This is a genomic window from Sulfitobacter sediminis (assembly GCF_040811725.1).
GTDB classification, from domain to species: Bacteria; Pseudomonadota; Alphaproteobacteria; order Rhodobacterales; family Rhodobacteraceae; genus Sulfitobacter; species Sulfitobacter sediminis.
Map to the genome: position 1 here is coordinate 141,419 of NZ_JBFNXX010000005.1, position 17,148 is coordinate 158,566.

Below are 17,148 nucleotides of genomic sequence, written 5' to 3' on the forward strand. Positions count from 1 at the left end.
TATCCGGCGCGCTTGGTCGTCAGTTGGAGCAAGCCTGACGCAGGCTGCCGAACAGGTAGTCCCGCAGCCTCGAACCGCTCAGCGGCTTCGAGAAATGATAGCCCTGCAGTCGATCCGCCCCGAGTTCCGCGAGGATGCGCGCGTGTTCGGCGGTTTCAACACCCTCGGCGACGACCGGAATGGAAAGGGCATTGCCAATCTCGATGATCGACTTGACCAACCGCGCGGCGCTCGTGCTCTCCGCGATTGGCATGACGAGGCGCCCGTCGATCTTGAGCCGATCCGGCGCGATGCGCTGCAAGGCCACAATGGAGGCACGTCCACTACCGAAATCGTCCACCTCGATGGAAATGCCAAGATCGCGCAACCGGTCGAGCTGGAAAAGGAACACATCGTCCTGCTCTTCGAGAAAGATCGTCTCGAGCAGCTCAAAAGCAATCTCGCCGGGGTATTGCGACACGTGTCGGGCAATGTTCTCGTAAGCGCCCTCGATCACGCGGTTGGCGCTGACGTTGAAGGAGAGACTAGGAATGATGTCACTGCCGGAAAACAATTCACTGCATTCGGCAATCGCTTTTTCGAAGATCAGGCTATCGATATCGGAGACGACGTTCAGGTCCGCCGCAACGGAAAGGAATTCCGATGGCGGAACAATGCCTTTGTCGGGATGCTCCCACCTGGCCAGCGCCTCGATGCCGACAACCTGGCCGCTGCTCGCGTCGATCTGCGGCTGATAGTATGGAACGAATTCCGAGGATTCGATGCCCCGCAGAATGTCGTCGGCCATGGCCTTGGTCCTGAGCATCTCTTCCACGTCCTGCGCATCGAACACGCCCACCTGTCCCCGGCCGCCGCGTTTCGCCTTGTAAAGCGCGATGTCGGATGAGGTCAGCAAATCCTCGACCTCCGCAAGGGGGGTGCAGGCGAGGCCTGCCGATGCGCCGAAGCGGCACTCGCGGTCCTGGAAACTGCAGGGTCTGAACATATCGTTGACCAGGGTCGCGGCGAGTGCGAGAGGTCGTTCCGTCAGTTCGGGCTGCCAGATCAGGATGACGAATTCGTCGCCGCCGATCCGTGCCACCACGTCATCGGGCCGCACACGGCCGCGTATGCGCTCTGCGACCTCTTTCAGGACGTGATCACCGGCCGCGTGGCCCATGGTATCATTGATCTGTTTGAAACGGTCGAGGTCGATGTGCAGCACGGCCAGTTCTCCACCGTCTGCTTCGCGTTTCTGGCGAAACTTCTCGAATTCGTCGATCAGGTAACGGCGATTGCCAAGGCCGGTCAGTTCGTCGTGAAAGGCCTTGTAGGTGATCTCGTCATTCGCGCGTTCAAGTTGCTCGGCGTGTTCCTCGAGTGCCTTGCGCTGGCGCATCTGCTCGGTCATGTCGATCCGCATGATGATGAGGTCGCCGTCATCGGAGTGCGAGCGGAAGGTGCGGTGGATGCGGTCACCAGAGAGTCTGATATCCTCCACCGGTGCGACAGTGCGCTTGTTGGCCATCATATTGGCCAGCCATTCTTCCTCCCGACCGATCGCGTCGGGAAACACGCGATTTTCGAGGGCAACGCGCATGACCTCATCAAGTTTCATGCCTGCCCTGATCCTCGACGGATCCTTGCAGAAGTCGAGAGCGTAGGCCCGGTTATGAGCGACAAGCGTGCCGTTCGGTTCGTAGATGCAGAATGGCGCGGGATTGGCGTTGATCGCGGACATCAACCGTTTCTGCGCGGCCTCGGCGGTGTGGCGTTGGCGGACGAGTTCAGTGATATCGACACTGATGGAAACGTAGTCCTCGTTTTCGGTGATGCTGCGCAGCACCCGGTTATGGGTGTCGCCTGCGAATTCGATGTCGACGGCCCTTTTGCCCTTCAGAGCGTCCTCGATTATTCCGTTCACATAGGCCTCCCGCCCCTCGGGTGGCTCCGGGATCAACCCGCAATCCATCGCGTGGTTGAGGACCTCACCCACGTGCATGCCGGGCCTGATCGCTTCGGGGTTGGTCGACATGGATTCTCGGTAGGCCGTGTTGCAGGTCACGAGGCGCATGTCGCGATCGTAGATCACGAAGGGGTCGGGGTATGCGTTTATGGCGGACAACAGCCGGTTCTGCGCCTCTTCGGCGGCGCGGCGCTGCCGGACGAGTTCGGTGATATCGACGCGCTGGACGATGATGTTTCCGGACTCGGAGACATTGCGCATGACGCGATGATGCCTGTCCCCGGGCAGCTCGAGATCGACCACGTCAATGCCTGCGCGGGCCTCGTTCTCCGTCCTTTCGAAATAAGCTTTCCGGCCCTCGGGCGGTTCCAGTTGCAGCCCGTCGTCCAGCGTGATGCTGACGATCTCGCGGTAGGTCATGCCCGGCCGTATCTTCTGCGGGTCTTTGGAGGAGACGGCCGCATAGGCCGAGTTGCAGATGCTTAGCGTGCCATCGGTTTGGTAGATCGCGAAAGGATCGGGATAGGCGTTGATCGCATCCAGAAGGCGGGTCTGCGCGGCCTCCGCGTTCGTGCGCTGCTGCACGAGTTCGGAGATATCGCGATAGACAGCAGCGCTGTAGCGTCCGCCGTCTTCGTCGTAATCAGCGTACATCAATGAGATGCTGGCCCAGAATTTCGACCCGTCCGCGCGTCTGTTGCGGGCCTCCGACTGGAACCGTGGGAGCCCTGCAGCGATTTGCGGTGCGATCTTTTCCACGAAATCGCGCCAGTCATCGTGGTCGTGAAGGATCGAGGCGGGATGGTTGACCACATCTTCGAGCGTGTATCCGAAGACGTCCACGAAACCCTGGTTCACGTAGACGAGCCGTGCGGTGTCGTCCCCCTTCGCGCGATAGCCAGCAGCCACCGCGTCCTGCGTGAGGGAAAGGAAATTCTGCAATATGTTTTCCAAGCTCATCGGCATGCTCATCGAACTTGGACGGACCCTAGGAAGAGATCGTTACGATTGGGCGAACGGCGGAAGAAAACCTTTGGGTCAGAACCGACTGCCGCAGGCGAGGACCGGTCCCGCGGGATGGCGGGACAACGGCGTGTTGGCCGCCCGCTTGCTGGCTTCTTTCCACCCCTGCGTCTGCCGACGGTTCTGCGTCAAGCGTTGACAAGGGAAAGCCGGAAATTGATCCGATGCGAGACCTCGCCTCCGCAGGTCATCAGGTTCTGCTGGCCCCGGCGATGCCGAGAAACGGTACCGACGGCGAGCGGGTAGGCAAATTCCATGCATCACCCAACCTTGGCGGGCGTCAGGGGAATTGCGCCGAAGGCATCGGCAAGCGCTGTGCTGTCCGAGGTCCCTCAGCTTCGCTCCAGCAGTTCCCGCACCACCTCTGCCACCGGTTTTGGGTGGGTGATCGGGGCCATGTGCCCTGCCCCTTCGATCACCGATTGCACGGCGTCGGGCATGCGCGCGGCGAGACCGTCGTTGGTGGCGATGATGGCAGGGGCGGTGGATCTGCTGCGCAACAGAACCGTCAGGAACCTGCACGCGTCGAAGTCACAAGGTGCGGGGCAATCCGCGGTCTCGTCGCCGATAAGGGCATCAGTATCGGTAAGACCGTGGAAGGGGCGGAGTGTCTTACGGCGATTGACATGGTCTTGCCCGAAGTTGGGCCGACACTTGCCGCAATGCTTTAGTACCCGTCGGTCGAAGCAACCTTGAGGACCGAAATGACCCACCCATCCGCCACGCCGTCCCTTGACGGTCCAACCGATGACATCGCGCTGAGCCGTATGGTCAGGGGCGGGACATCGGACATGCGGAGCAGGTTGCAGGAAGTTCTGCTTTGGCTGTGGCGGGCGGTTGCCATCGGTTTCCTGCTTTGGGTACTCGGCTTCGCGGCCTTGATCTTTCTGGACACTGGAGACTGGCCGCAAGCCCTGTCATTGCTGATCGCATATACTATCGGCGCGGTATTTCTGACACTTGTGGTCTGGGCCGTGCAATATGTTCGCACCGGTGAACTGCAGGCATTTCACCGCAAGCTTCGGGCCGTCGTGCTGGGCAATTTGGGGTCTTATTACTGGTTCGTTCTTGGCGTGCTCTATGTCGCTGCACTTGGGAATGCGATCTGGCAAGGCGCGACGGACGACATGATCCGCGGGCAACACCTTGCGGAGGGTCTTGGGACCGGCTTTGCGGTTCTGTGCATCGGTGCGCCGGGGTGGTTCATGGTCCCGCGTCGCTATGCCCATTTCGGCCATATGGTGGGCACACTGGTTGCTGCCGCCGCGGTATACGCTGCGCAGCAGATGGTTCCACTATCATAAAATCCTGCGGATCGCCGCGGCTACCTCTGCAGGATGAGTGATCGGGGCCATGTGCCCTGCCCCTTCGATTACCGATTGCACGGCGTTCGGCATGCGCGCGGCGAGGCCGTCGTTGGTGGCGATGATGGCAGAATGTGCGTGCTCGCCGCGCATGACGACCGTGGGGATGGTGCAGGCGTCAAGCGCACCGGGGGCGAGGAGGCCCGCGGTATCGTCGTAGAGGAAGGCGTGGGTGTCGGGGACCACGTGGATGGCGCGGGTCATGGCGGCGCGGGTGCGTTCGGGCATGTCGTGCCACTTGGGCGCATCGGCGCTCCATTGGCGGTTGAAGGTGCGGGCGGCGGTTTCGTAATCGCCGGCGGCGATGGCATCGCGAAAGGGTTGGGCGTCGCGGTCGTGCTGGGCAAGGGTTTCGGGGCGGTCGGCAAGGGCTATGGCGAAGAAGACCGGTTCGATCACCGTGAGGCTGCGGATGCGCGCGGGATGCTTGACGGCAAGGCGCAGGGCGGTGGCGGCACCGAAGGAATGGCCGATGACGTCCATCGGTTCGTCACCCATGACAGATAGCGAGGCCTGAAAGACCGTGTCGGCGAAATCGCTCACCTCGTCCCAGTCGGCGCTGCGGCCGTGGCTGGGCATGTCGGGGGCGGTGATGGTGAGGTCGGGCAGCGCCTGGGCAAAGCCCTTCCACGCGCCGCCGAAGGCCATGGTGCAATGGAGCGCCAGCGCGGGGCGCGGGCCCTTGCCGAAGGTCGTGACATGGGGCGTGAAGCCCGGCTGCGCCCTCACAGTTTGCCCGAGAGGTAAAGGTCGAGGTCGGCGATACGGTCCTGACCCCAGAAGCGCTGATCGTCGACGAAATAGAAGGGCGCGCCGAAAACGCCGCGTTCGACCGCCTCTTCGAGGTTGGCGGCGTAGGTTTCGGCCCCTTGCAAAAGGCCGCTGTCGGCAAGCGCGGGGTCGAAGCCTGTCTCGGTCAGGCAGGCGCGGATGACGTCATCCTGCGCGATGTCCTTTTCGTCGGCCCAGACGGAGCGGGTGATGACATGGGCAAGCTTCCCCAGATCGCCGCCGCCCGCGTTCTGCGCGGCGATGAAGGCATAGGCGGCGGGAGCGCCGTTGGTGGGCCAGTGGGCGGGCTGGAGATTGAATTTCATTCCGAGCTTTTTCGCTTGCCGCGTCAGTTCCTGCGCGCGGTATTCCTGGCGGCTGGGGTGGCGGTCCTTGGGGGGCGTGCCACCGGTCCGTGAGAAGGCGGCGATGATGTCGAAGGGCTTGTAATTGATCGTGGCGCCGTGTTTTTCGGCGACCACTTCCAGCCGTGTCCCGGCAAGGTAGCAATAGGGTGAGAGTGTCGCGAAAAAGTAGTCGATCTGGGGCATATGGACCTCCTTGGCTTTGCCGCACCGTAGCTGCGTGCTAAGCGGGGTTCAACGTCACGAATCTGTCATATCCCGCTGCTAACCGGAGACTTTCCCCATGCCGTTAACTTCCGAGCCAAAGTTGATCTCCGGCAATGCGAACATGCCTTTGGCCAAGGCGATAGCCCGCCGCATGTCACTGCACCGGGGCGTCAACGTGGGGCTGGTCGATACGCGGGTTGAGCGGTTCAACGACGGGGAGATTTTCGTCGAGGTCTTCGAGAACGTGCGCGGCGAGGATATGTTCATCATCCAGAGCACCTCGAACCCCGCCAATGACAACCTGATGGAGCTGCTGATCATGGCCGATGCGCTGCGCCGGTCCTCGGCGGCGCGGGTGACGGCGGTGCTGCCCTATTTTGGTTACGCCCGGCAGGACCGGCGGACCAAGGCGCGCACGCCGATCACGGCCAAGCTGGTCGCCAACATGCTGGTGGGCACGGGGATCGAGCGGGTGCTAACGATGGACCTGCATGCCGCGCAGATACAGGGGTTCTTCGATATTCCAGTGGACAACCTCTATGCCTCGCCGGTCTTTGCGCTGGATATCAAGAGCCACTTCAAGGAGCGGATGGGCGAGTTGATGATCGTCAGCCCGGACGTGGGCGGCGTGGCGCGGGCGCGGGAACTGGCCAAGCGGATCAATTCGCCGCTGGCCATCGTGGACAAGCGGCGCGAGAAGCCCGGTGAAGTGGCCGAGATGACGGTGATCGGGGACGTGACGGGCAAGACCTGCCTGATCGTGGACGACATCTGTGACACCGCCGGGACGCTGTGCAAGGCGGCCGAGGTGCTGTTGGAGAACGGGGCCAAGGAAGTGCATTCCTACATCACCCATGGGGTGATGTCGGGCCCGGCGGTGGACCGGGTGACGAAATCGGTGATGAAGTCGCTGGTGATCACCGACACGATCGCCCCCACGGAGGCGATCAAGAACGCGCCCAATATCCGCGTGGTGCCCACCGCGCCGATCTTTGCACAGGCGATCCTGAATATCTGGAACGGAACGTCGGTGTCGTCGCTTTTCGAGGCGGAGACGCTGGAGCCAATCTACGACGGGATGTACAAGGTCTGAGACCTTAGAGGAAAAAGCGCGACAGCAGGCCCCAGAGGACGGGCAGCAGGAGTGCCGTTGCCAGCGCGTTGAGACCCATGGCGAGGCCCGAGACCGCCCCGGCGGTTTCGTTGACCTGTAACGCGCGGGCGGTGCCGATCCCGTGGCTGGCCGTGCCGATGGCGAGGCCGCGGGCGCGCCAGTCTTTCACGCCGATCAGGTTCAGGACCAGCGGGCCGAACATCGCGCCGAAGATACCCGTGACGATCACCAGCACCGCCGTAAGCGACGGCAGGCCGCCCAGTTCCTCGGCGATGCCCATGGCGACGGGCGCGGTGGCCGACTTGGGCGCGACGGAGAGCAGGATTTCTGTCGATCCGCCGAGCGCCCAGGCGACGGCCGTGAGGATAGCAGTGATCGACCCTGCAAGCAGGCTGACCGTGATGGCCAGTGCCGATTGGCGGACGCGGTGCCATTGCCGGTAGAGCGGCACGGCAAGCGCCACGGTGGCGGGGCCGAGCAGGAAGTGGACGAATTGCGCACCCTCGAAATAGGTGCCGTAGTCGGTGCCGGTGATCAGCAGAACCGCGACAACGACGATGGTCGCCCCGAGCACGGGGTTCAGAAGCGGATTGCGGCCCGCTCGCTCGAAGAGCCAGTTGGCCGACTGGAAGGCCACCAGCGTCAGCGTCAGGTGAAAGAGCGGCGAGGCGCTGAGGTAGACCCAGGTTTCCTGAAGGCTATCCATCGGGAGCCCCCCCTGCCCAGCCAGCGCATCAGGAGTGCTGTGACAGCGATGGTGGCGATGGTGCTGACGACGAGGGACAGGCCGAGAGGCAGGAGCGCCTCGCCCAGCAGTTTGAAATGCAGGATGACGCCTGTGCCTGCGGGGACGAAGAGGAGCGACATGGAGCGGAGGAGGCCGGTGGAGACCTGGTCAAGCGCCTCGGGGACCTCGCCGCGCGCGAGGAGCAGGAGGAAGAGCAGCACCATGCCGAGGACCGGGCCGGGGATGGGGAGTGAAAGGGTACCGACGATGACCTCTCCGGCGAGCTGGCAGAGTAGGATAACGGTCAGGTAGCCAAGCATGGGGGGCCTCCGGAGTGGATTGGAGGGAGAGTGGCAGCTTGGGGGGGCAAGCTCAATGGGGTCGGGGGTAAGGTGGGGTGAACCCCACCTTACGGGAGCGAGGTCAGGCGGGGTGAACCCTGCCCTACACCACGTCCCAATCGTCGAGTTCGGACATCTCTCCGATGGCCATCCAGGCGATGCGGATGCGGGCGACGCGGCTGTCGCCCCATGTGCGGAAGACCATGTCGAAACCCGCGCGCGTCACCGCCTCGGCCGTGATGTCGGCGCGCATGATGGTGGTGGCGTCCATGTCCCAGAGCGAGGGGGAGAGCTGAACCGTGGGCGGGCTCTTGAATTCCTCGGCGAACTTGATGTGGCGGCGGCGCTCGCGCTGGCCCCGCCCGGTCCACATGTCGCCATCGTTCTCGTAGTCGGTGAACAGCATCACGTCACCGCTGTCGATGCCGACGGTATGGCTTCTGAGTTTCTGCATGCGCGCGGGTGTCTCGCCTCGGTCATTGCTACCTGACGGGGATACCTGACATATGCGGGGGTTGGAAGGCTTGGATTGAGCGGGGAGCTGCCTGAACCGGGGGCGTTTCAGAAAGTGAGGTCAACGCCGGTGTGTTTCGCGAACTTGCGGCAGTAGCTGGCCCAGTCGCGGAATTCCTGGGTGAAAGCGAACCCGAGGCCTTTCGCCTCCCAAGCGTCGGTCTTGGCGTTGATCTTGTCCCACATGGCGTCTGCCGTCACGGGGCGGCCCTCGGCGCGGGCCTGTGTGACTGCAGCGGCGTGCCATTTGCGGGTGTTTGCCATGATCTGCTCCGCCTTTTCGTCGGTGCGGACCCATTGCGCGGCGTTCTGGTAAAAGGACGCGCAGTCGGCCATGCTTTCGCTGTAGGATTGGGCCGTGGCGGCCGTGGGCAGCGCGAACGCGAAGATGATAAAGCGTGCCTTCATGCGCGGTTCCTCCGGTTGGATCGCGAAAGTGTTACCGGCCCGCGATGACGATAGTCGGGCGCAAAGGGGGCGATATCGGGGACCCGAGCCGTTCCGCCTGCCTGAGCGTCGGCCTGTCAGCTTTGGACAGGGGCCGGGCGGGTCTGGCGGCTGCGCAGCAGATGCGCGAGCGAGGTTAGGTGCAAGAACATGGCGCTAGCGACACCGACCGAGGCAATCCAGACGGAAGGGAAATAGAGCCCGACAAGGACGTCCGGTCCGCCCTCGTAGCCGCCGAGCAGCGCGCGCAGCGGTGTGGGGCTGGACAATGCGACGATCCAGATGATCCGCAGCAGCATCGCGAGACCGAGCGCATTGAAAGCAAATGCGACGGCACGCGGGCGGATGTCGCGCGCGATGAGAAGCGCCGCAGGCAGGGCGAGGCAGCCGGTGAGGATGTCGAGGTTGTCGCCCCGCCATGTCATCTGCAGGGGCATGAAACCCGCCTCGTACCACCGGATCAGCACGATTTCGAGCGGCAGGCGAAAGCACTGGATTGCCGCGAGCAGCGCGAGACCGTTTGCCTGGACGACCCTTGCGCCGGTGCCCGTGACGGCAAGGGCCATGACAAGCAGCAGCGTCGCAGCAAAGGACGCGAATTGCGCGGTGGCCGGGAGGCCAGCCGCGGCAAAAGCGACGGGCAGCGCCCCCGTGAGCGCGATCCAGCACAGCAGGGCAAGGGTGACCCGTGTCCGGTTTTCCGGGAAGGCACGCGCGAAGACGAGGATCAAGGCCAGAACGAGCCCAAGGATGACGGCGAGGAAGAGGCCCAGGGGCGCGGGGGTGATCATGGCGTTGTCCACTTTACTTTTTGATAGTATGCTGCGGAAACTATTAAAAAGTAAAGTTCGAGAAGATGAAGCAATACAAGCAGTTCTGCGGTGCCGCCTATGCGCTCGACCTGCTGGGGGAGCGCTGGACGCTGTTGATTCTGCGCGATCTGCTGGTCGGTCCGTGCCGCTACAAGGACCTGCTTGAGGGGCTGCCCGGGATCACCACGAACCTGCTGGCCAAGCGGCTCAGGGACCTTGTCGCAGCGGGGCTGGTATCGAAGGAGGACGGGGGCTATGCGCTGACCCCGGCGGGACGTCGCGTGGAGCCCGTGGTTCTGGCGCTCGCGGAGTTCGGGAGTGCCTACCTCGACTTTCCGCCCGCACCGGATGAAACCGTTCAGACGCGGAACATGGTGCTCAACCTCAAGCGGCGGTATCGCGGCGGCTGGATCGGAAGCATCGCTCTGGACTTTGAGAGCGGCACGTACCTTGTCCTGGGGACGGAGAGCGGCCTTGCTATCGAGGCGTCGCAAGGGGCCGCGGAGGTTCGTCTGGCGCAGGTGAATGGTGGGCTGGCCCGCTGGATCATGGCGAGCATTCCGCTGCAGGTATTGATTGACGGGAGGGCGGTGAAAGTCTCCGGACGGCGGGAGACCGCCCTTGCCTTCGATGCCTGTCTGAGACGGGAGACCCCTCGCTGATCGCCCGCAATGCCGGAGGGTCAACGATCTGGCGCGGACCCGTCCTGCAACAAAAAAGGCCCCGCGATTGCGGGGCCTTTTTCGTGTTCAGTGAACCCAGATCAGAGGTTGGCTGCCTTGGGGTCCAGCCCGATGTGGGTGCCCATGGCGACCATGTCCGCCAACAGCTTGGCCGCGTCGTCAACCGGGCCCGGCTCGTTCTCGAAGACCTCTTTCGCCTTGGAATAGGCGGCCTGCGCCTCTTCGATCATCTCGTCGAGGTGTTCCTGGGTCATGTCGCCCTTGGGCAGCGCGCGCTCGGCCAGGACCGACACGCCGTCGGCGCGGATCTCGGCAAAGCCGCCCGTGACCACGAAATCCTCGGTGCCTTCGGGCCCTTCGGCCGTCAGCACGCCGGGGCGCAGGGTGGTGATGGTGGGCGCGTGGGCCGCCATCGCCGTCAAGTCGCCATCGGCACCGGGGATCTGGACGGATGTGACCTGCATCGAGGCCAGCCGCCGCTCGGGCGACACCAGATCGAATTGCATCGTGTCTGCCATGGATCAGGCTCCTATCAGGCGGCTTCCGCTGCCAGCTTTTCGGCTTTCGCTTTCACTTCGTCGATGCCGCCGACCATGTAGAAGGCTGCCTCGGGCAGGTGGTCGTATTCGCCGGCCACAACCGCCTTGAACGATGCGATCGTGTCCTCGAGCGGGACCTGCACACCATCGGAGCCGGTGAAGACCTTGGCCACGTCGAAGGGCTGGCTGAGGAAACGCTCGATCTTGCGGGCGCGGGCCACGGTGAGCTTGTCCTCTTCCGACAGTTCGTCCATGCCGAGGATCGCGATGATGTCCTGCAGCGACTTGTAGCGCTGAAGCACCTGCTGCACGTCGGTGGCGACCTTGTAGTGCTCTTCGCCGATGACCAGCGGATCAAGAAGGCGGGAGGTGGAACCCAGCGGGTCCACGGCCGGGTAGATGCCCTTTTCCGAGATCGCACGGTCCAGAACGGTCGTCGCGTCGAGGTGCGCAAAGGACGTTGCAGGCGCGGGGTCGGTCAGGTCGTCCGCAGGCACGTAGACGGCCTGCACGGAGGTGATCGAACCGTTCTTGGTCGAGGAGATGCGTTCCTGCATAGCGCCCATGTCGGTGGCCAGTGTCGGCTGGTAGCCCACAGCGGAGGGGATACGACCCAAGAGAGCGGACACCTCGGAACCGGCCTGGGTGAAGCGGAAGATGTTGTCCACGAAGAACAGCACGTCTGCGCCGGATTCGTCGCGGAATTGCTCCGCCAGGGTCAGGCCGGACAGGGCCACGCGCATACGGGCACCGGGAGGCTCGTTCATCTGGCCGTAGACCAGCGAAATCTTGGACTCCGACAGGTTGTCGGGGACGATAACGCCGGATTCGATCATCTCGTGGTAAAGGTCGTTGCCCTCACGGGTCCGCTCGCCCACACCGGCGAACACGGACAGACCCGAGTGCACTTTGGCGATGTTGTTGATCAGTTCCATGATGAGAACCGTCTTGCCCACGCCGGCACCGCCGAAGAGGCCGATCTTGCCGCCCTTGGTGTAGGGGGCCAGAAGGTCGATGACCTTGATGCCGGTGGTGAGGATCTCGGTCTCGGTCGACTGTGCCTCGAAGGCCGGGGCGTCGCCGTGGATCGGGCGGGTTTCGTCGGTCTCGACCGGGCCCTTTTCGTCGACGGGCTCGCCCGTGACGTTCAGGATGCGGCCCAGGGTCGCCTTGCCCACGGGCACGGCGATGGGCGCGCCGGTGTCTTCCACCTTGGCACCGCGCACGAGGCCTTCGGTGGCGTCCATCGCGATGGCGCGGACGGTGTTTTCACCGAGGTGCTGGGCCACTTCGAGCACCAGCGTCTTGCCCTGGTTGGGGGTGTGAAGGGCGTTCAGAATCTCCGGCAGGTGATCTTCGAACTGCACGTCAACGACGGCGCCGATGACCTGCGTGATTTTGCCGACTGCGTTTGCCATGTCGTTTCTCCGGTTTTGTCTACAGCGCTTCCGCGCCGGAAATGATTTCGATCAGCTCGTTCGTGATGACGGCCTGACGCGAGCGGTTGAATTCGATGGTCAGGTTCTCGATCATCTCGCCCGCGTTGCGGGTGGCGTTGTCCATCGCGGACATCCGTGCGCCCTGCTCGGAGGCTGCGTTTTCCAGCAGGCCCGAGAAGATCGCCGTGGCGACACCGCGCGGCAGCAGGTCGGCGAGGATCGCCTCTTCGCTGGGCTCGTAGTCGAAGAGCGTGTTCGCATCGTCGCCCTGAGCATCCTCGTCGAACGTTGCGGGGATGATCTGCTTGGCCTGGGGCACCTGGCTGACGACGTTGACGAAGTCCGAGTAGAACAGCGTGCAGACGTCGAATTCGCCCGCGTCGAAGCGACCGAGGATGTTCTTGGCGATGCCCTGCGCATCGGCGTAGCCGAGGCGCTTGACGTTCGACATGTCGATATGGCCGGTCAGGTGATCGCCGTAATCGCGCTTGAGCTGGTCGCGGCCCTTTTTGCCGACGGTGAGGATTTTCACCGTCTTGCCCTTGGCGAGCAATTCGCGCGCCATGGTCTTGGCCTTTTTCACGATGTTCGTGTTGAAGCCGCCGCAGAGACCGCGTTCAGAGGTCATGACGACGAGCAGGTGCACGTCGTCCGACCCGGTGCCGGACAGCAGCTTGGGCGCGCTGTCCGAACCGCCAACCGACGCGGCAAGCCCCGCCATCACGGCATTGAACCGTTCGGCATAGGGGCGTGCCATTTCGGCAGCTTCCTGCGCGCGGCGTAGCTTCGCCGCGGCGACCATCTGCATGGCCTTGGTGATCTTGCGGGTCGATTTGACCGACGAGATCCTGTTTTTAAGGTCCTTGAGACTTGGCATTGCCTTATCTCTCCTTACGCGTGGTCAGCGGCGTAGGCGTCGAGCGCTGCTTTGATCTTGTCTTCCAGCTCGTCCTTCACCTTGCGGTCGTTCTCGGTGATGTCCTTGAGAAGGTCCGCGTGCTTGGAACGCAGGTGGTTCAGCAGACCCTTTTCCCATGCGCCGACCTGGCTGACTTCGAGCTTGTCGAGGTAGCCGTGGGTGCCCGCGTAGATGACGCAGACGATCTCGGCGTTGGTCAGCGGCGAATACTGGGGCTGCTTCATCAGCTCGGTCAGGCGCGCGCCACGGTTCAGCAGGCGCTGGGTTGCGGCGTCGAGGTCGGAGCCGAACTGGGCAAAGGCCGCCATCTCGCGGTACTGGGCGAGGGACAGTTTCACCGGACCGGCAACCGAGGACATTGCCTTGGTCTGGGCGGAGGAGCCCACGCGGGAGACCGACAGACCGGTGTTCACGGCGGGGCGGATGCCCTGGTAGAACAGTTCCGTTTCAAGGAAGATCTGGCCGTCGGTGATCGAGATCACGTTGGTCGGAATAAAGGCCGACACGTCGCCACCCTGGGTTTCGATGACCGGCAGCGCGGTCAGCGAACCGGCGCCGAAGTCCTCGTTCAGCTTGGCCGAACGCTCCAGCAGGCGGGAGTGCAGGTAGAAAACGTCACCCGGGTAGGCTTCGCGGCCGGGCGGGCGGCGCAGCAGCAGGGACATCTGGCGGTACGACACGGCCTGCTTGGACAGGTCATCGTAGATGATCAGCGCGTGGCGGCCGTTGTCGCGGAAGTATTCCGCCATGGCGGTTGCGGCGTAGGGTGCGAGGAACTGCATGGGCGCAGGCTCGGACGCGGTGGCGGCGACGATGATCGAGTAGTCGATGGCGCCGCTCTCTTCGAGCTTTTTGACCAGCTGCGCCACGGTGGAGCGCTTCTGGCCGATGGCGACGTAGACGCAGTAGAGCTTCTTGCTCTCGTCGTCGCCTGCGGCCTCGTTATAGGACTTCTGGTTCAGGATCGCGTCGAGCGCCACGGCGGTCTTGCCGGTCTGGCGGTCGCCGATGATCAGCTCGCGCTGGCCACGGCCGATCGGGATCATGGAGTCGATGGCCTTGAGGCCGGTCGCCATGGGCTCGTGCACGGATTTACGCGGGATGATGCCCGGTGCCTTGACGTCGGCGATGCCGCGCTGCTTGGCGTTGATCGGGCCCTTGCCGTCGATGGGGTTCCCGAGGCCGTCAACAACGCGGCCCAGAAGCTCGTCACCGATTGGCACGTCCACGATGGAGTTGGTGCGCTTGACGGTGTCGCCTTCTTTGATGTCGCGGTCGGAGCCGAAGATCACGACGCCGACGTTGTCGGATTCAAGGTTCAGGGCCATGCCCTGAATGCCGCCGGGGAATTCGACCATTTCGCCGGCCTGGACGTTGTCCAGACCGTAGACGCGGGCGATACCGTCACCGACGGAGAGCACGCGGCCCACTTCGGCGACTTCGGCTTCCTGACCGAAATTCTTGATCTGGTCCTTCAGGATCGCAGAAATCTCTGCAGCTTGGATACCCATTTATCCGACCTCTTTCATTGCATTCTGGAGGGAATTGAGCTTCGAGCGGATCGAGGTATCGATCATCTTGGAGCCCACTTTGACGATAAGACCGCCGATGAGGCTTTCATCGACCCTGGTCTGAAGTGAAATCTCTTTGCCGGTCGTCGCCTTGAGCGACTTGGCAAGCTTGTCCGACTGCGCCTTGGTCAGCGCTTTTGCGGAAGTGACCTCGGCGGTGACCTCGCCCTTGTCCTCGGCGATCTGGTCGCGCAGCGTCTTGACCAGTTGCGGCAGAACGAAAAGGCGGCGCTTGGAGGCCATCAGCGCGAGCGTGTTCGCCATGGTTGCCGACAGGCCCATCTTCTTGGCCAGCGCGGTGATTGCGGTGCCCTGCTCTTCGCGGGTGTAGATGGGGGAATTGATCAGGTTGCGGAAGTCTTCGCTGTCATCGAGCGCAGACTGCAGCGCGTCCAGATCGGACTCGATCTCTTTGACCTTCTTGGCCTCCTTGGCCAGTTCAAAGACAGCGGATGCGTAACGCTGGGCGATGCCGGTGGAAATCGAAACTGTTTCGGACACGTCCATCCTCTCGTTCACTTACCCGGACATACGCGAAGCAGTCGCGTCACCGGATCGTTGGCGCGGCTTGAAGTGGCTCAAGACGTCTAAATCAGGGGCCATGTAGCAGAGGGTTTGCCGCACCGCAACACAGTAACGTGCGCTGATATGACCCCCCTGCCCCTTTATTTGACGGCGTTAGCGCAAGCATCGCGGGCACGGCGCAGAATGTGGCGCGGCGGGCGGGAAAGTCGACGAATTTATACGAATCTTGCCTTGCTGTAGCCGCGTTTCGCCTCACTGGTGTCAGAATTTCCAGCGAATTCTTGGCAAATCGATTCAATCGGTCCGCGCCGCGTGGGCCGTTACACGAGGAACCGCAGCATGTTTGCCATTGGTTTTCTGTCACTTCTGTCCGTTGGCTTCGTCGCCATGGCCTTTGACGGGGACGACGATCCGGTTGGGCTGGAGCAGAACGAGGATACGCAGGACGATCTGAATCCACCCCAGCACCAGGGCGACGACCTGCTGTCCTTCTTCGATCCCGGAACCATCCCGCTCGAGGATCCGGACGCCGAGGAAATCCAACGCATCAACGCCTTCATCGCGGAACTGGAAGCGAACCCCAGCGACGACATGTCGGAGCGGTTCGAGGCATTCATCGCGCAGTTGGAAGCGGAGCGCGCGGCAGAAGCCGAAGAACAGGCCGCAGCCGAAGAAATCATCGAGGATGAGGAAACCACGCCGGAGGAAGAGGTCGCCGAGGAAGCGCCCTAAGAAGAGCCCGAAGCCGAGGAGATCGTCAGCGAGGACGACGCGGTCGCACGCCCGCCGATGGGCGACAGTTTCACCGATCCTTCCAAGCAGGCACCCGTGCCCTTCGTTCTGAACCCGGTCGAGGATGAAACCGAAAGCGAGCCCGAGGGTGAAGAGACCGTCGAGGACGAGCCGCCCGTCGTGGTGGAGCCCGAGCAAGACCCGCTGCCGGCGGGCGATCTGGTCACCGTCACCGGCCCCGATGGCGAGGCTGTCGATTTGGAGCTTATCGTTGCCAACGGCGCCGAAGCAGAAACCCCGAGCGATGCCGACTATGTCGTGACTGCCCCGGAGGGCGTGAACCGGATCGAGGTCGGCTACGACGACCACACGACCTTCCGCATCGACTACAACGTCGGCACCAAGTCTGTGGACGCCGGCCTGAACAGCGAGATCAATGGCAACGACGGTGTCAACAGCCGCACGATCACGTGGGAACCCGATGAGAACGGCGCCAACGTCCGCACGCTGAGCTGGGTGAAGGAGTTCGAGTCGAGCACCAACGTGATCATGCACGTGGCAGAGGATGACATCGGCCGCCACGTGGCACAGATCGAACTGCTGAACCCGGGCGACGTTCTGAAGTTCGATTTCGAGAACGACGTCACCGGCAACCTGCACCTTGTCTACGACGAGACCGAGGAAGGTACCGAAGGCGACACCAACACCACCAAGCGCGCCTTCCTGATCCGCACCGACGCTGATGTCACGAGCCTGTCGACCGACCAGATCGCGGCACTGGTCAATGACGCAGATGGCCAGAACGCCAGCGGCCAGGTGCTTGCGGAAATCTACCTCGGCGAGGAAACACTGCTGATCAAGGGCGATCCGACCAGCGGCGAGGACTACGAGGTGCGGATGACGAATTACATCAACGACAAGCCGGTGATCACCTCGACCATCGCCTTTACCTCTGTCACCGAGACGCAGGACCTGTTGGTGGGCGAAGAGCCGGCTGCTGCCGAGGCAGAGGATGGACGGACCGAGCCGAGCGGTGACGAAAGCACGGAAGGAGGGTTTGGAGACCTTCTTGAAGGTGCCGGCATAAACCCAGCTTTCTTCGGCTTCTGAC

At 63.0% G+C, this 17,148-nt stretch carries 20 protein-coding genes; 5 read left to right on the plus strand and 15 right to left on the minus strand.

Annotated features, from left to right (window positions below):
• Positions 1–19 precede the first annotated feature (19 nt).
• From AB2B41_RS08565 to AB2B41_RS08575, 3 genes are all read right to left on the minus strand, one after another.
• Positions 20–2,905 (minus strand): EAL domain-containing protein, encoded by a 2,886-nt coding sequence (locus AB2B41_RS08565; RefSeq protein WP_367877359.1) that lies wholly within the window; start codon positions 2,903–2,905, stop codon positions 20–22.
• A 191-nt stretch (positions 2,906–3,096) separates the two neighbouring features.
• The gene (locus AB2B41_RS08570) at positions 3,097–3,225 is read right to left on the minus strand and encodes a hypothetical protein (RefSeq protein WP_367877360.1); all 129 of its coding nucleotides are present in this window, start codon (positions 3,223–3,225) and stop codon (positions 3,097–3,099) included.
• Between the two features lie 75 nt (positions 3,226–3,300).
• Positions 3,301–3,468, minus strand: coding sequence for an alpha/beta fold hydrolase (locus AB2B41_RS08575; RefSeq protein ID WP_367877361.1), 168 nt, complete (start codon positions 3,466–3,468; stop codon positions 3,301–3,303).
• A 303-nt stretch (positions 3,469–3,771) separates the two neighbouring features.
• On the opposite strand from AB2B41_RS08575, the gene AB2B41_RS08580 reads away from it, so the two are divergent.
• Positions 3,772–4,272: a hypothetical protein gene (locus AB2B41_RS08580; RefSeq protein ID WP_367877362.1), complete on the plus strand. Its 501-nt coding sequence runs from the start codon at positions 3,772–3,774 to the stop codon at positions 4,270–4,272.
• Here the strand turns inward: AB2B41_RS08580 and AB2B41_RS08585 are convergent.
• A complete protein-coding gene (locus tag AB2B41_RS08585; protein WP_367877363.1) occupies positions 4,267–5,061 on the minus strand; it encodes an alpha/beta fold hydrolase in 795 nt (264 codons plus the stop codon). The two genes, AB2B41_RS08580 and AB2B41_RS08585, sit on opposite strands and share 6 nt — an antisense overlap.
• Positions 5,058–5,654: a 2-hydroxychromene-2-carboxylate isomerase gene (locus AB2B41_RS08590; RefSeq protein ID WP_367877364.1), complete on the minus strand. Its 597-nt coding sequence runs from the start codon at positions 5,652–5,654 to the stop codon at positions 5,058–5,060. The genes AB2B41_RS08585 and AB2B41_RS08590 overlap by 4 nt, the downstream gene beginning before the upstream one ends.
• Positions 5,655–5,751: 97 nt before the next feature.
• Between AB2B41_RS08590 and AB2B41_RS08595 the strand changes: the two genes are divergently transcribed.
• Positions 5,752–6,768, plus strand: coding sequence for a ribose-phosphate pyrophosphokinase (locus AB2B41_RS08595; RefSeq protein WP_367877365.1), 1,017 nt, complete (start codon positions 5,752–5,754; stop codon positions 6,766–6,768).
• 4 nt (positions 6,769–6,772) lie between these two features.
• On the opposite strand, the gene AB2B41_RS08600 is transcribed toward AB2B41_RS08595, so the two are convergent.
• The 5 genes from AB2B41_RS08600 to AB2B41_RS08620 form a co-directional block, all read right to left on the minus strand.
• Positions 6,773–7,495, minus strand: coding sequence for an LrgB family protein (locus AB2B41_RS08600; RefSeq protein ID WP_367877366.1), 723 nt, complete (start codon positions 7,493–7,495; stop codon positions 6,773–6,775).
• A complete protein-coding gene (locus AB2B41_RS08605; protein WP_367877367.1) occupies positions 7,438–7,836 on the minus strand; it encodes a CidA/LrgA family protein in 399 nt (132 codons plus the stop codon). The genes AB2B41_RS08600 and AB2B41_RS08605 overlap by 58 nt, the downstream gene beginning before the upstream one ends.
• 124 nt (positions 7,837–7,960) lie before the next feature.
• Positions 7,961–8,311, minus strand: a complete 351-nt coding sequence (locus tag AB2B41_RS08610; protein ID WP_367877368.1) for an H-type lectin domain-containing protein — start codon at positions 8,309–8,311, stop codon at positions 7,961–7,963.
• A 107-nt stretch (positions 8,312–8,418) separates the two neighbouring features.
• The gene (locus AB2B41_RS08615) at positions 8,419–8,778 is read right to left on the minus strand and encodes a hypothetical protein (protein WP_367877369.1); all 360 of its coding nucleotides are present in this window, start codon (positions 8,776–8,778) and stop codon (positions 8,419–8,421) included.
• 116 nt (positions 8,779–8,894) lie between these two features.
• Entirely contained in the window at positions 8,895–9,608 is a 714-nt protein-coding gene (locus tag AB2B41_RS08620; protein ID WP_367877370.1) for a hypothetical protein, read from the minus strand.
• A 65-nt stretch (positions 9,609–9,673) separates the two neighbouring features.
• On the opposite strand from AB2B41_RS08620, the gene AB2B41_RS08625 reads away from it, so the two are divergent.
• Entirely contained in the window at positions 9,674–10,291 is a 618-nt protein-coding gene (locus AB2B41_RS08625) for a winged helix-turn-helix transcriptional regulator (RefSeq protein ID WP_367877371.1), read from the plus strand.
• A gap of 101 nt (positions 10,292–10,392) precedes the next feature.
• Here the strand turns inward: AB2B41_RS08625 and AB2B41_RS08630 are convergent, their stop codons facing one another.
• Genes AB2B41_RS08630 through AB2B41_RS08650 form a run of 5 tightly spaced genes read right to left on the minus strand, consistent with a single transcriptional unit; the run spans position 10,393 to position 15,281 of the window.
• On the minus strand, positions 10,393–10,830 hold the full coding sequence (locus AB2B41_RS08630; RefSeq protein WP_367877372.1) for a F0F1 ATP synthase subunit epsilon: 438 nt from the start codon (positions 10,828–10,830) through the stop codon (positions 10,393–10,395).
• A 14-nt stretch (positions 10,831–10,844) separates the two neighbouring features.
• On the minus strand, positions 10,845–12,269 hold the full coding sequence (gene atpD / locus AB2B41_RS08635) for a F0F1 ATP synthase subunit beta (RefSeq protein WP_367877373.1): 1,425 nt from the start codon (positions 12,267–12,269) through the stop codon (positions 10,845–10,847).
• Between the two features lie 19 nt (positions 12,270–12,288).
• Positions 12,289–13,167 carry a F0F1 ATP synthase subunit gamma gene (locus AB2B41_RS08640; protein WP_367877374.1) on the minus strand — a complete coding sequence of 293 codons (879 nt, stop codon included), beginning with the start codon at positions 13,165–13,167 and terminating at the stop codon, positions 12,289–12,291.
• Positions 13,168–13,181: 14 nt separating this feature from the next.
• Positions 13,182–14,720: a F0F1 ATP synthase subunit alpha gene (atpA, locus tag AB2B41_RS08645; protein ID WP_367877375.1), complete on the minus strand. Its 1,539-nt coding sequence runs from the start codon at positions 14,718–14,720 to the stop codon at positions 13,182–13,184.
• Entirely contained in the window at positions 14,721–15,281 is a 561-nt protein-coding gene (locus tag AB2B41_RS08650) for a F0F1 ATP synthase subunit delta (protein ID WP_367877376.1), read from the minus strand.
• 363 nt (positions 15,282–15,644) lie between these two features.
• Between AB2B41_RS08650 and AB2B41_RS08655 the strand changes: the two genes are divergently transcribed.
• Both AB2B41_RS08655 and AB2B41_RS08660 read left to right on the plus strand, forming a co-directional pair.
• Positions 15,645–16,037 (plus strand): hypothetical protein, encoded by a 393-nt coding sequence (locus AB2B41_RS08655; protein ID WP_367877377.1) that lies wholly within the window; start codon positions 15,645–15,647, stop codon positions 16,035–16,037.
• A 57-nt stretch (positions 16,038–16,094) separates the two neighbouring features.
• Complete coding sequence (locus AB2B41_RS08660; protein WP_367877378.1) at positions 16,095–17,147, plus strand: hypothetical protein; 1,053 nt, start codon at positions 16,095–16,097, stop codon at positions 17,145–17,147.
• Position 17,148: the final 1 nt, after the last annotated feature.